Origin of the sequence: Amycolatopsis thermophila (assembly GCF_030814215.1) — a bacterium.
GTDB classification, from domain to species: domain Bacteria; phylum Actinomycetota; class Actinomycetes; order Mycobacteriales; family Pseudonocardiaceae; genus Amycolatopsis_E; species Amycolatopsis_E thermophila.
Genome location: NZ_JAUSUT010000001.1, coordinates 5,753,982 through 5,767,217, shown reverse-complemented (window position 1 = coordinate 5,767,217; position 13,236 = coordinate 5,753,982). Strand labels below are relative to the sequence as shown.

13 protein-coding genes are annotated in these 13,236 nt (G+C 73.0%); 4 read left to right on the top strand and 9 right to left on the bottom strand.

All coding sequences use genetic code 11. The annotated features are described in order from the left end of the window. Positions 1 to 5: 5 nt before the first annotated feature. The 3 genes from FB470_RS28275 to FB470_RS28265 all read right to left on the bottom strand — a co-directional run bounded on the left by FB470_RS28275 (position 6) and on the right by FB470_RS28265 (position 2,760). Complete coding sequence (locus FB470_RS28275; RefSeq protein ID WP_306996447.1) at positions 6 to 437, bottom strand: NfeD family protein; 432 nt, start codon at positions 435 to 437, stop codon at positions 6 to 8. Positions 438 to 512: 75 nt separating this feature from the next. Further along, the gene (locus tag FB470_RS28270) at positions 513 to 1,322 is read right to left on the bottom strand and encodes a DUF3097 domain-containing protein (protein ID WP_306996446.1); all 810 of its coding nucleotides are present in this window, start codon (positions 1,320 to 1,322) and stop codon (positions 513 to 515) included. Next, complete coding sequence (locus FB470_RS28265) at positions 1,303 to 2,760, bottom strand: MFS transporter (RefSeq protein WP_306996445.1); 1,458 nt, start codon at positions 2,758 to 2,760, stop codon at positions 1,303 to 1,305. The genes FB470_RS28270 and FB470_RS28265 overlap by 20 nt, the downstream gene beginning before the upstream one ends. Positions 2,761 to 2,960: 200 nt before the next feature. On the opposite strand from FB470_RS28265, the gene FB470_RS28260 reads away from it, so the two are divergent. Then, positions 2,961 to 3,338: a winged helix-turn-helix transcriptional regulator gene (locus FB470_RS28260; protein ID WP_306996444.1), complete on the top strand. Its 378-nt coding sequence runs from the start codon at positions 2,961 to 2,963 to the stop codon at positions 3,336 to 3,338. Between the two features lie 86 nt (positions 3,339 to 3,424). On the opposite strand, the gene FB470_RS28255 is transcribed toward FB470_RS28260, so the two are convergent. Together FB470_RS28255 and FB470_RS28250 are read right to left on the bottom strand one after the other, a co-directional pair. Beyond that, positions 3,425 to 4,228, bottom strand: a complete 804-nt coding sequence (locus FB470_RS28255) for an SCO1664 family protein (RefSeq protein ID WP_370876592.1) — start codon at positions 4,226 to 4,228, stop codon at positions 3,425 to 3,427. Positions 4,229 to 4,231: 3 nt separating this feature from the next. Further along, entirely contained in the window at positions 4,232 to 4,810 is a 579-nt protein-coding gene (locus tag FB470_RS28250) for a DUF3090 domain-containing protein (protein WP_306996443.1), read from the bottom strand. A 76-nt stretch (positions 4,811 to 4,886) separates the two neighbouring features. Here FB470_RS28250 and FB470_RS28245 point away from each other — a divergent pair, with 76 nt between their 5' ends. Genes FB470_RS28245 through FB470_RS28235 form a run of 3 tightly spaced genes read left to right on the top strand, consistent with a single transcriptional unit; the run spans position 4,887 to position 8,069 of the window. Beyond that, positions 4,887 to 6,812 (top strand): S9 family peptidase, encoded by a 1,926-nt coding sequence (locus FB470_RS28245; RefSeq protein WP_306996442.1) that lies wholly within the window; start codon positions 4,887 to 4,889, stop codon positions 6,810 to 6,812. Then, complete coding sequence (locus FB470_RS28240) at positions 6,809 to 7,666, top strand: S66 peptidase family protein (RefSeq protein WP_306996441.1); 858 nt, start codon at positions 6,809 to 6,811, stop codon at positions 7,664 to 7,666. Before FB470_RS28245 ends, FB470_RS28240 begins: the two co-directional genes overlap by 4 nt. Then, a complete protein-coding gene (locus FB470_RS28235) occupies positions 7,656 to 8,069 on the top strand; it encodes a TIGR03668 family PPOX class F420-dependent oxidoreductase (protein WP_306996440.1) in 414 nt (137 codons plus the stop codon). The genes FB470_RS28240 and FB470_RS28235 overlap by 11 nt, the downstream gene beginning before the upstream one ends. 10 nt (positions 8,070 to 8,079) lie before the next feature. On the opposite strand, the gene mptB is transcribed toward FB470_RS28235, so the two are convergent. From mptB to FB470_RS28215, 4 genes are all read right to left on the bottom strand, one after another. Then, positions 8,080 to 9,633 (bottom strand): polyprenol phosphomannose-dependent alpha 1,6 mannosyltransferase MptB, encoded by a 1,554-nt coding sequence (mptB, locus tag FB470_RS28230; protein WP_306996439.1) that lies wholly within the window; start codon positions 9,631 to 9,633, stop codon positions 8,080 to 8,082. 75 nt (positions 9,634 to 9,708) lie between these two features. After that, entirely contained in the window at positions 9,709 to 11,328 is a 1,620-nt protein-coding gene (nikE, locus tag FB470_RS28225) for a nickel ABC transporter ATP-binding protein NikE (protein WP_306996438.1), read from the bottom strand. Further along, positions 11,325 to 12,221 carry an ABC transporter permease gene (locus FB470_RS28220; RefSeq protein WP_306996437.1) on the bottom strand — a complete coding sequence of 299 codons (897 nt, stop codon included), beginning with the start codon at positions 12,219 to 12,221 and terminating at the stop codon, positions 11,325 to 11,327. The genes nikE and FB470_RS28220 overlap by 4 nt, the downstream gene beginning before the upstream one ends. Further along, on the bottom strand, positions 12,218 to 13,234 hold the full coding sequence (locus FB470_RS28215) for an ABC transporter permease (RefSeq protein ID WP_306996436.1): 1,017 nt from the start codon (positions 13,232 to 13,234) through the stop codon (positions 12,218 to 12,220). The genes FB470_RS28220 and FB470_RS28215 overlap by 4 nt, the downstream gene beginning before the upstream one ends. Positions 13,235 to 13,236: the final 2 nt, after the last annotated feature.

The window sequence follows — 13,236 nt, the reverse complement described above, 5'->3', positions numbered from 1 at the left end:
TCCGGTTACGGCTCGGGCGCCACCACGGCCGTGGCGCCCGCTATCTCTACCACGGTCACGGCCGTGCCGGGTTCGATTCGCTGACCGTCGGTGATGGACCGTGCCGACCACACGTCGCCGGCCAGCTTGACACGCCCGGAGTGGCCGTCCACAACGGACAGGACCACGGCCCTGGCGCCGATGAGCGCCTCGGTGTTGGTGCGGTGACCCGTCCCGGACAGGAACCGGCGCTTGAGCGCGGGCCGGGCGAGGAAGATCAGCGCGCCGGAGGCGACGGCGAACACGATCGCGTCGACGACGATGTTGCCGGTGATCAGCGCCGCCCCGGCGCCGACGAGAGCGCCGAGGCCGAGCATCAGCAGGAAGAAGTCGCCGGACAGCACTTCGGCGGCCATCAGGACGATGGCGACGATCAGCCAGACGAGCGCCGGTGTCATGTGTCCATCGTGGCAGAAAGTGACCGGTCGCGACCAGCGTACGACCCGATGTCATCCCAGCGTGACCTGCCGGATTCAGCCTTCCGGGTCGGTCACGAAGTCGATCAGCCGCTCGACCGCGCCGATCAGGGGTGTTTCCAGGTCGCGGAAGCTGCTCACCGCCGACAGCACCCGCTGCCAGCCCTCGTAGGTCTCGCCCCAGCCCAGCGCCGCGCAGATCCCTTCCTTCCACGGCGTGCCGCGCGGCACCGACGGCCACTCGCGGATGCCCACCGCCGCCGGTTTCACCGCCTGCCACACATCGACGTAGGGGTGGCCGGTGATCAGCACGTGCTCGTCGCGGATCGCCTCGACGAGGCGGGACTCCTTGCTGCCCGGCACCAGGTGGTCGACCAGCACGCCCAGCCGCCGCCCCGGGCCGGTGCCGAACTCGTCGATGCGCTCGGCCAGCACGTCGACGCCGTCCAGCGGCTCCACCACGACGCCCTCGACGCGCAGGTCGTGCCCCCACACGCGTTCGACCAGTTCGGCGTCGTGCTTGCCCTCGACCCAGATGCGCGAGTCGCGCGCGGTGCGGGCCCGCAGGCCCGCGACCTTCACCGATCCGGAGGCCGACCGCGCCGAAGCCGGTGACGGTGGCGCGGCCTTCGGCCGGACCAGCGTCACCGGCTTGCCCTCGAGCAGGAACCCGGCGGGTTCGAGCGGGAACACCCGGTGCCTGCCGCGGCGGTCCTCCAGGACCACGTTGCCGTGCTCGAACCGGACCACCGCACCGCAGAAACCGCTTCCCGGTTCCTCGACCACCAGCCCGCGCTCCGCCACGACCTCGGGGATCTTGCGTCTGCGCGGGCCGGCGAGGATGTCGTCATAGCTGTGGGAGCGCACGATCCGGCACGGTAGCGCCGGGTTCCCCGGTTCGTCGCGCCGCCACGCCGGGCCGCAGCACCAGCACGGTGACCACGAACGCGGCGGCGACCAGCCCGGTGCCCACCCAGAACGCGAGGCGGTAACCGGAGGTGAGTGCTTCCCCGGCGGGTACGCGGGTGAGCGACTCGGTGCGGGTCGCGGCGAGCACGGCCAGCACCGACAGGCCCAGCGCGCCCGCGACCTGTTGCGTCGTGTTGAACAGCCCCGACGCCAGGCCGGTGTCCTCGGGCCGCGCGTCACCCATCCCCAGGGACATCAGCGCCGGCATCGCCAGGCCGAACCCGATGCCCATCGCCAGGGTCGGGCCGAGGACGTCGGCGGCGTATCCGCCATCGGCGGGGACCCGCGCCAGCCACGCGAGCCCGCCACCGATCAGCAGCAGACCGGCCAGCAGCACCCGGAAATCGCCGAAGCGGGTGGCCACCCGTGGCGACACGGCCAGCGACACCACCGCGATCGTCGCCGCGATCGGCACCATCGCCAGGCCGGTCGCCTGGGCGGACAGCCCCAGCACCTGCCGCAGGTACAGCACGACCAGGAACTGGAAGCCGAACATCGCCGACACCAGCAGCGCCATCGTCAGGTTCGCCCCGGACAGCCCGCGCGAGGCGAAGATCCGCAGCGGCAGCAGCGGGTCACGCGCCCGCCGCTGGCGCACCAGGAACGCGGCGAGCAGCACCAGCGACACCGCACCGGTTCCCAGCGTCGGCGCGAGGCTGTGCGTGTCGAGGCCGACGATCGTGTAGACGCCGAGCATCAACGCCGCCGTGACGAGTGCCGCGCCGAGCCAGTCCGCGCCGGCGCCGAACCCGAGACCGCGGTCGTTCTCCAGCACCCGCAGCGCCACCAGGCCGGCGACCACGCCGATCGGCAGGTTGATCAGGAAGATCCAGTGCCAGCTCAGCGCCTGCGTCAGCACACCACCGGCCGTGCTGCCGATGGACCCGCCCGCGGCCTGCACGAAGCTGAACGTGCCGAGCGCCTTGGCGCGCCCGGCCGGTTCCGGGAACAGCCGGACGACCATCCCCAGCGCGACCGCGGTCGAGGCGGCGCCGCCGGCGCCCTGCAGGAACCGCGCGGCCATCAGGGTTCCGGCGTCCCAGGCGAAGCCGGCGAGCAGCGAGGCGAGCGTGAACACGGCCATCCCGGCGAGGAAGACCCGGCGGCGCCCGGCCAGGTCACCGAGGCGCCCGGCGAGCAGCAGCAGCCCGCCGAACGAGATCGCGTAGGCGTTGACGACCCAGGACAGGCTCGACGGGCTGAAGCCGAGGTCGTCGCGGATCGCGGGCAGGGCGACGTTCACGATGGTCTGGTCGAGCACGATCATGAGCGTCTGCGCGGACAGCACGGCGAGCGCGAGCCACCGCGAGCGTGCTGCCGGCTGATCGTCGGACATGGCCTTGACCTCCAAAGGGGCACGATTTGTAACTGGGGTCATCCTGTGAGCCCCTAACCGCGCCGGGAAGAAGGCAATTCCGTGTACCAGAGGCACATCCGTGTACCCCTCCTGGTCCCGGCAGTGCCCGTGTGACACATGCCACGAAGCGCCATGGGGAACGACTGGTGACCGGGGGCACGAACTGGAACCATGGCGGCATGGCAGACACCGTTTCCCCGATCACCGAGGCGTGCCCGATCGTCGAGGTGCTCGACCACGTCGCGGGCAAGTGGAGCATCGGGATCCTGGTCGCCGCCGCCCACGGGCCGGTCCGGTTCACCGAGCTGGAGCGCGAGGTCGAGGGCATCAGCCGCCGCATGCTGACCCTGACCCTGCGCAAGCTGGAACGGGACGGGCTGCTGGTGCGCACCGTGTACCCGACGGTGCCGCCGCGCGTGGAGTACACGCTGACCGGCATCGCCCGCGAGCTGGTCCAGACGCTCGTCGGGCTGACCTCGTGGGCGGAGAAGCACCGCGGCACCATCGCCGCCGCCCGCCGCGCCTACGACACGCAGCGAACCCCCGCGGGGGTCTGACCGGGCGCACGCGTCCGCGTCTCCTCCGGAACGACACCAGACCGGTCTCAGGTGGACACGGATCCGGGCCGCGACCCCGTCACGGGTCAGAACAGCGGCCAGGGGATGGCGCGCCAGTCGTCGCCCGGCTCGGGGAACACTCCGGTCGCCACGAGCATTTCCGCCCGCTCGGCGATGGCGCTGATCTCGAGCTTCGTCAGGTGCGGGGCCAGCTGCTCGCCCAGTTCACCCTCGATCCGGCCCGGCAGGGCGCGCAGCTTGTCCAGCGTGTCCGCCGGCAGCGGGTCGCCCACCCATCCCCACAGCACCGTGCGCAACTTCGGCTCGGCGTGCAGGCAGATGCCGTGGTCCACGCCGTACACCGTGCCGTCCGTGCCGGCCAGGATGTGCCCGCCCTTGCGGTCGGTGTTGTTCGCGATGATGTCCAGCACCGCCAGGTCGCGCATGCCCGGGTGGTCGGCGTGCGCGAGCACCGCGGGCTCACCGAGCCGGTCGTGGGCGTGCAGCACGATCCGCCAGTCGTCGGGCACGTCCTCCGGCGAGCGCACGTCGATCAGCTCGTCGTCGCCGGTCTCCACCCACAGCTGCACCATGCCCTCGCCGAACGGCCCGTCGCGCAGCACGGTCGGCGGCACCTTGCCCAGCCCGGACGCCTCCGAGAGCAGGGCGGTGGCCACCTCGCGGCCGGCGAGCGTGCCGTCCGGGAAGTCCCACAACGGTCGCTCCCCGGACACCGGCTTGTACACCGCCTGCGCGGACAGCCCGTCCAGTTCGACGCGGCAGAACAGCGTCACGTTGGAGGCGTCGACCAGCCGGCCTTCGACGGTCAGCCGACCGCGGGTGAGCAGCTCCCGGGCGCGAGGATCGGCCGGGCCGACCGGTGGGGCCACCGTCTAGCTCTCGTCGGTCAGGTCGGTGTTGCGCCGGTAGCCGTTCTGCCGGGGGCAGATGTGCCCCTCCGGGTCGAGCGGCTCCCCGCACAGCGGGCACGGCTTGCGGCCGGCTCGCACCACGCGGTCCGCGCGCTCGGCGAACGCCCGCGCCGCGACCGGGCTGAGGAACACGCGCACCGCGTCCGGGCCCTCCTCGGTGTCGTCCAGCACGACGGTCTCGTCGACCTCACCCTCGGTCATGGCGAGCAACTCGATCACGACCGCGCTGGTCTCCGCGTCCCAGCCCAGGCCCATCGTGCCGACGCGGAACTCCTCCTCGACCGGCACCTCGAGCGGGTCGACGTCGACGAGGTCGTCCGGCACGGTCTCGGGCACCTCGGCGCCGAACCGCGCGACGATCTCCTCCAGCAGCGACGACAGGCGCTCGGCGAGGACCTGGACCTGCTGCTTCTCGATGGTCACGCTGACGGTCCGGACGTCCTCGGTGGCCTGCAGGTAGAAAGTGCGGTCGCCCGGTTCCCCGACGGTCCCTGCGACGAACCGGTCGGGCTGGCGAAAGACGTGGATTACACGAGCCATGGCACCCCCGACCCTATGCCACCGTTTCATGATCGGCATCCGCCGCCCCTGCTTGCATCTTAGTTAGAGTGCGGCAGTGGCTGAAACCGCGCCGTACGGCACCTGGACCTCGCCCATCCCCGCCGCGGACGTCGCCGCGGCGGGCGGGGGCGCGCAATGGCTCGACGTCGTCGACGGCACCGTCTGGTGGGCCGAGGCCCGCCCCGCCGAGGGCGGCAGGCTGACCCTCCTCCGCGCAGGTCAGGACGGTGCCGAGGAGATGCTGCCCGCACCGTGGAACGCCCGGAACCGGGTGCACGAATACGGCGGGCGGCCGTGGCTGGTGGCCGGCCGCGTCCTGTACTTCACCCACTGGGACGACCAGCGCGTCCACCGCCGCGACCTGGACAGCGGTGAGGTGGTTCCGGTCACACCCGAGCCGCCCACCCCGCAGGGTGTCCGGTACGGCGACCTTCGTCCGGGTCCCGGCGACGCGGTGTGGGCGGTGCGGGAGACGAGCACCGGGCCGCGGCGCACCGACATCCGCCGCGACCTGGTGTCCCTGACCGGCGGCGAGGTCGTTCCGCTGGCCGCGAGCCACCACTTCCTCACCGCACCGCAGCTGTCCCCGGACGGCCGCCACGCCGCGTGGCTGGGGTGGGAGCACCCCGACATGCCGTGGGACTCCACCGAGCTGTGCGTGGCCGAGGTGCGGGCCGACGGCGGGTTCGGCCCGCACCGGGTGCTCGCCGGCGGGCCCGGCGTCTCGGTCTGCCAGCTGGAGTGGGAGGACGCGGACACCCTCCTGGCGCTGCTCGACCCGGACGGGTGGTGGAACCTGCACCGCGTGGCCCTCGACGGGACCGCCCGCGCGATCGTGCCGGTGGAGCGCGAACTGGGCGGGCCGCTGTGGAAGATCGGCTCGAACTGGTTCGTGCCGCTGGGCGGCGGGCGGCACGCGGTCCTGGACTCCGGGCGCCTGGCCGTGCTCGACGAGAACACCGGGACCCTCACCCCCGTCGCCGAGCACCTGACCAGCTGGGCGCCCACGCTGGCCCGGACCGCGGACGGCGTGGCCGGGATCGCCGCCGGGCCCCGGCACGAAACCGCCGTCGTGCGCGTGGACCTCGCCGGCGGGGCGGTCACCGAACTGGCCGACGCCGAACACGCGCTGCCGCCGGCCGAGTACCTGCCGGTGCCCGAGGAACGGACCTTCACCGGCCCGGACGGTGTGGCGATCCCGGCCTTCGTCTACCGGCCGGCCAACCCGGACTTCACCGGTCCCGAGGGCGAGCTGCCGCCGTACCTGGTGCACGTCCACGGCGGGCCGACCGGGCGGGTGTTCGGCGACCTGGACCTGGACTTCGCCTACTTCACCAGCCGGGGCATCGGGATCGTCGCGGTCAACTACGGCGGGTCGGTCGGCTACGGCCGCGCCTACCGGGAGCGGCTGCGCGAGCAGTGGGGCGTGGTCGACGTCCACGACTGCGCGGCCGTCGCCGAGGCGCTCGCGGCCGAGGGCACCGCGGATCCGGCGCGGCTCGCGGTCCGCGGCGGCAGCGCGGGCGGCTACACCTCGGCGGCGTCGATGACGAGCGTGACGACCTACCGCGCGGCGACGATCAAGTACCCGATCCTCGACCTGGCCGAGTGGACCGGCGACGGCGGCGAGACCCACGACTTCGAGTCGCAGTACGTGGCCGGGCTCGTCGGCCCGCTGCCCGAGGCCCGGCAGCGGTACGTCGAGCGCTCCCCGCTGCGGCACGCGGACCGCCTGGCCGGGCCGGTGCTGCTCCTGCAGGGGCTCGACGACCAGATCTGCCCGCCCGAGCAGGCCGACCGGTTCGTGCGGGCCCTGGCCGGCAGCGGCATCCCGCACGCCTACCTGACCTTCGAGGGCGAGCAGCACGGCTTCCGCAGGGCGGAGACGATGATCGCGGCGCTGGAGGCCGAACTGTCGTTCTACGGCCAGGTGTTCGGCTTCGCCACGCCGGGCGTGCCGGAGCTGGAGCTGCGCTCATGACCACGGTCGCCCTGGTCGCGCCCGCCGGGCCGGTGGCACCCGAGCGGCTGGAGCGGGCGCTGGCGGTGCTCGACGGCTGGGGTGTGGGGGTGCGCAACCTCGTCACGCCCGGCGCGCGGCACGCGCCCTACCTGGCCGACAGCGACGCGGTGCGGGCGAAGCTGTTCACCGAGGCGTGGCTCGACCCGGAGGTCGGCATCGTGCTGGCCGCCCGCGGTGGTTACGGCACCCAGCGGATGCTCGACCTGCTCGACTGGCCGGCCCTGCGCGGGGCCGGTGCCACGGTGTTCGCCGGGTCGAGTGATGTGACGGCCCTGCACGCGGCGATCCACCGGCACCTCGGCCTGCCGACGCTGTTCTCGCCCATGCCCGCCGGCGACTTCTGGGACGACGTGGGCGGCGAGCACCTGCGGCGCGCGCTGTTCTCGCCGGGTCCGGTCACGCTGCCCGGCACGGAGGCGCTCGTCGCGGGCACGGCTCGTGGCCGGCTCACGGGCGGGAACCTGAGCCTGCTCGCCGCCGGCGTCGGCACCCCCGAGCAGGGCGGCGCGCGCGACCGGATCGTGGTGCTGGAGGACGTGACGGAGCCGGTGTACAGGCTGGACCGGATGCTCACGCAGCTGCTGCGGTCGGGATGGTTCGACGGGGTCGCGGGGATCGTGCTGGGCACGTGGACCGGGTGCGGCGAGGCGACCGACGTGCGGGCGTTGATGCTGGACCGGCTCGGGCCCCTGGACGTGCCGATCCTGGCCGGGGTGCCGTTCGGGCACGTCGAGGGGTCGCTGACCGTGCCGCTCGGGGTCGAGGCCGTACTGGACACGGCAGCGCTGACCGTGGTGACCGATGCGACTTGATCCGCGGGAGGCCAGGGAGCGGTTCGCCGCGGCGCGGGTCGCGCGGCTGGCGACGGTGTCCGCGGACGGGCGGCCGCACCTGGTGCCGGTGACGTTCGCGGTGTCCGGCGACGAGATCGTGTTCGCGGTCGACCACAAACCGAAGTCGACGACCGACCTGCGGCGGCTGCGCAACATCGCGGCGAACCCGGCGGTGAGCTTCCTGGCCGATGCCTACGACGAGGACTGGACCCGGTTGTGGTGGTGCCGCGCCGACGGCACGGCGACGATCGGGGCCTCGGCTCCGGACGCGATCGCCCTGTTGCGCGGCAAGTACGAGCAGTACGCGCGGCGCCCGCCGGAGGGCCCGGTGGTGCGGACGCGGGTGACGCGGTGGAGCGGCTGGGCCGGCCGGGCGGAGTGACCGGGCGCGATCACTCCGTGCCGACGAAGTCGGGCACCTCGCGCTGCCGCCGCCACGCGCCGACCAGCCCGAGGGGGTCGGGACGCAGCAGGGACGCCGCCGCGTAGACCGACAGCGCGGTGACCACCACGACGAACCACCAGTCGTAGAGGGCCTGCTCGCCCGTCGGGTAGTAGGCCAGCACCAGGAACGACGCCACGGCGACCACGATGGCCAGGTGCCTGCGCCGCCAGGGGAACGCCGAGGCGATCACGAAACCCCAGGTCAGGTACCACGGCAGGGTCGGCGGGGCGAGGACCGCGGTGGCCAGCAGCGTCATGGCCATCCGGAAGATCGCCTCGTTGCCGCCGCGGCGGGCCTTCCACCACTGCCGCACGCCGAACACCGCCAGCGTGAGCATCGCCAGTGCGCGGGCGACGGTGACGAACGGCGACTCCGGCACGGTGATCACGAGGTTCACCAGCGTGTGCACCAGCTGCCCGAGCCCGGTCGGGAAGTTCAGCCAGTTCGTCACCAGCGTCGGCGCCTGCAGGCCGGTGACCCAGCCCAGGTTGAACGACCCCAGCGACACCCACGTGCCCAGCACGAACACGACGCCGAACAGCCCCACCGAGATCGCGCCGGCCTGGAAGAAGTTGCGGACGCGGCTGGGGTGGGGCAGGTGGTTGGCCCACACCCACACCAGGAACGGCAGGGCGACCGCCGCGGTGGGCTTGATCAGCATGCCGACGGTGACCAGCACGATCGCCACCGCGTGCCGGCGTTCCAGCGCGGCCAGCACACCGATGGTCAGGAAGCCGAGCATCAGCAGGTCGTTGTGCGGGCCGCCGACGAGGTGGATGACCGTCATGGGGCTGGCGACCGCGAGCCACACCGTGATCGGCAGCTTGCCGCCCAGGTGCCGCACCAGCCGCGGCAGCGCCCACAGCATCATCGCCAGGCCCAGCAGCAGCACCAGGCGCGTGACGATGACCCCGGCGATGACGTTGTCACCGGTCAGCGCGACGACACCCTTGGCGATCAGCAGGAACAGCGGCCCGTACGGCGCGGGGGTGGTCTGCCAGACGGGGTGCACGTTCTGCACCACGTTCGGCAGCACCTCGAGCTCGGCGGGGCCGTGCGCGTACGGGTCGAGCCCGTGCAGCAGCTGGGCGCCCTGGCCGAGGTAGGAGAACACGTCGCGGGTGAACAGCGGCGGCGAGATCAGCAGCGGCGCCATCCAGCACGCGGCGGCGACCAGGATCGGGCGGCTGCCCACGCGCCCGGCGAGCATGTAGCGGCCGAGCCGCACCCACGCCCACACGACGAGCGCGAACCCGCCGTAGACGACCGCGTTGGCCAGCATCCGGCCGTGCCCGTAGCGGACCCAGGACAGCGGGCCGTGCCCGAGGACCGGGTCCCGGATGAGGATGCCGCCGGCCCCGAGTGCGCCGAGCAGGAGCAGGGTGCTGCCGAGGGTGCCCATCGCGACGGTGCGGTACGGGAACCGTGAGGGCACGCGCACGCGGGCCGCCGGGTGCGCCGGCGCGGGCGCCCCGGGGGCGGGGTCAGTAGTGGTCGCCATTTCGTCCACGGAGATTACACACCGTTCCCCTGCGGGTTCCCGGCGGGAACGAAGTTTTTTTTGACTCGCGGGCATTCAGGACTGTAGTGAAGTGCGCGCGGTCCCACCGGGCAGCGCGGCGAGCAGGGACCGGGTGTAGTCGTGCCGCGGTTCGAGCAGGACTTCCTCCACCGTGCCCACCTCGACGAGTTCGCCGCGGTACATCACGGCGACCCGGTCGGCGATGTTCCACGCCAGCCCGAGGTCGTGGGTGATCACCAGCCCGGCCAGGCCGAGTTCGCGGCGCAGCCGCAGCAGCAGCCCGAGGATCTCGCCGCGCACGGAGGCGTCCAGGGACGCCACCGGTTCGTCCGCGACGAGCACGCCGGGCCGCAGTGCGAGCGCCCCGGCGATCACGACCCGCTGCCGTTGCCCGCCGGACAGTTCGTGCGGCAGCCGGTGCAGGAACCGCTCCGCGGGGCGGAGTTCGGCGGCCTCCAGCGCCTCCACCACGATCTGCCGTTCGTCGCCGGGCAGGCGGTGGATGCGCGGCCCCTCGGCGACCGCCTCGTAGACGGTGTGGCGCGGGTTGAGCGCGCTGGCCGGGTCCTGCAGGACGAGCTGGACGTGCCGCCGGTACGCCTTGAGCGCGGCACCGGAGGCGGGCACCGGCTCACCGTCGAAGCGGACCACGCCGGAGGTGGGCTTCTGCAGGCCCAGCAGCGTGCGCGCCAGCGTCGTCTTGCCCGAGCCGGACTGGCCGACGAGCGCGACGATCTCGTTGCGCCGCACCTCGAGGTTCACCCCGGCGACCGCGTGGATGGGGGCGCCGCGGCGGTCGCGGAAGCTGACCCGCAGGTCTTCGGCGGCCAGCAGCACGTCCGGGTCGGGTGGGGTGTCCGGCTCCGGCGGCAGCGGTGTGCTGGTCGCCGGGGCGAACCGCGAGACCGGATCGCCGACGGTCGGGAACGCGGCGGCCAGCGCGCGGGTGTGCGCGTGTTCCGGCGATCGCATCACCGCGGCCGACGGGCCCTGCTCGACGATCTCGCCGCGGTACATCACGGCGATCCGGGAGCAGGTCGCGGCGAGCACCGAGAGGTCGTGGCTGATCATGACCAGGCCGAGGCCGCGGTCGGCGACCAGCCTGCTGAGCAGGTCGAGCACCTGGGCCTGCACGATGACGTCGAGCGCGGTGGTCGGCTCGTCGGCGATGATCAGCCGGGGCCGGCAGGCCAGGGCCATCGCGATCATCACGCGCTGCTTCTGCCCGCCGGACAGCTCGTGCGGGTACGCCCCGGCGCGCGACGGCGGGAGGTCCACCGAGTCCAGCAGTTCGGCGACCCTCGCGCGGACGTCGTCGGCGGACGGGTCGTGCAGCCGGATCGGTTCGGCGATCTGCTCGCCGATGGGGCGGACCGGGTTGAGCGCGTGCATGGCGCCCTGGAACACCACCGACGCCTCGGCCCACCGCACCGCGCGCAGCCGGCCCCAGCGCATGGTGGTCACGTCCTCGCCGTCGAGCAGGATCTCGCCGGTCACGGCGGCGGACCTGGGCAGCAGCCGCAGCACGCTCATCGCGACGGTGGACTTGCCCGAGCCGGACTCGCCGGCGATGCCCAGCGTCTCCCCCGGCTCCAGCGTCAGCCCGACGCCCCGCACGGCATGCACGTCGCGGTAGGAGACGTTGAGGTCCTTGACTTCCAGCAGCGGGCTCACGCGTGCTCCCCCTTCAGCCGCGGGTTGAGCACCGTTTCCAGCGCGCGTCCGGCGAGGGTGAACGACAGCACGATCACCACGATCGCCAGGCCCGGCGGGACCAGGTACCACCACGCTCCCCCGGTGACCGCACCCGAGGACAGGGCGCGTTGCAGCATCTGGCCCCACGACGGTGCGGTCGGGTCGCCGAGGCCGAGGAAGGACAGCGTGGACTCGGCGATGATCGAGTTGCCCACCACGAGCGTGGTGTTGGCCAGCACCAACGGCAGCACCCCGGGCAGCACGTGCTTGCCGATGACGTGCAGGTGCCCGCCACCGAGTGCCCGCGCGCGCTCGATGTAGGGGCGCGACTCGATGGTCAGGGTCTGGGCCCGCACGAGCCGGGCCGTGGTCGGCCACGACGTGACGCCGACGGCGACGATGATCGTCGGCACGCCGTGCGGCAGGACCGTGGACAGCGCGATCGCCAGCACCAGCGAGGGCAGCACCAGGAAGAAGTCGGTGAACCGCATCAGCACCGCGGACACCCAGCCGCCGAAGTGCGCGGCCAGGATGCCCACCAGCGTGCCGATGAACACCGACAGGATCGTCGCCGCGAACCCCACGAGCAGCGACACCCGCGCGCCCCACAGGGTGAGCAGCAGGACCGAGCGGCCGTCGATGTCGGTGCCGAGCAGGAACTCCCCGGTCGGTGGCTGCAGCGGGCGGCCGGGCGCGTTGACCACGTCCAGGCCGGCGGAGTCGGTGATCACCGGCGCCAGCACGGCCAGCAGCACGACGAGCACGAGCACGCCGAGACCGGCCAGCCCGCCGCGGTCGGTGGCGAACTCGCGCCAGACCCCGGCGGCCGCGGCGCGGCGGCGCTGCCAGGCGATCGACGCGGGGGCGGTCATCGGGCCCGCACCCGGGGGTCGAGCACGCGGTAGAGCACCTCGGCGATCAGGTTCATCACGATGACCGAGCCGGCCATGACCACGAACACTCCTTGCAGCAGCGGCAGGTCCGGCACCCGCAGCGCCTCGTAGGTGAGCAGTCCCAGCCCGGGCCAGGAGAACACGGTCTCGACCGTGACGGTGCCGGACACCACCAGGCCGAACTGCAGGAACACCAGGGTCACCGTGGGCAGCAGCGCGTTGGGCACGGCGTGGCGGCGGCGCACCAGGTCCTCGCGCAGGCCCTTGGCGCGGGCGGTGGTGAGGTATTCGGCGTTCATCTCGCCCAGCAGCGACGAGCGCATGACGAGCATGTACTGGGCGTAGATGACCGCGAGCAGCGTCACGCACGGCAGTACGAGGTGGTGGGCGACGTCGAGCAGCTGCGGGAAGAACTCCGGCGGCGTGTCCGGGGAGCGCATGCCGCCGCTGGGGAACACGCCCTGGGTGGCGATGAGCAGCAGCAGGCCCAGCCAGAACTGCGGCATTGACCACAGGGTCAGCGCGATGCCGGTCTGGGTGCGGTCGAACAGGCTGCCGCGCCGCCACGCGGCTCGCACCCCGAGCCACAGCCCGAGCGCCACGGCCAGCACCGTCGCGGTGCCGACCAGCAGCAGGGTCGGGCCCAGCCGTTCCCCGATGAGCGTGGCCACCGGCCGGTTGTAGCCGTAGGAGGTGCCCAGGTCGCCGCGGAACAGGCCACCGGCGTAGTCGAGGAACTGCTGGTACAGCGGCTTGTCCACGCCGAGCCGCTCGCGCAGGAGCGCCAGCTGGTCCGGGCTGGTCGGCCGGTCCCGGGTCAGGGTGGTGACCGGGTCGCCGGGGATCATGCGGAACAGCAGGAACCCCAGTGCGACCACGAGCAGCAGGCTCGCGACCGCGCCGCCGAGCTTGCCGAGGAGGAACCGGGCCGTACCGGTGCCGCGGCGGGGCTCGTCGAGCTCCGCCGCGGCGGTGGAGACCGCGTTCGTCACGC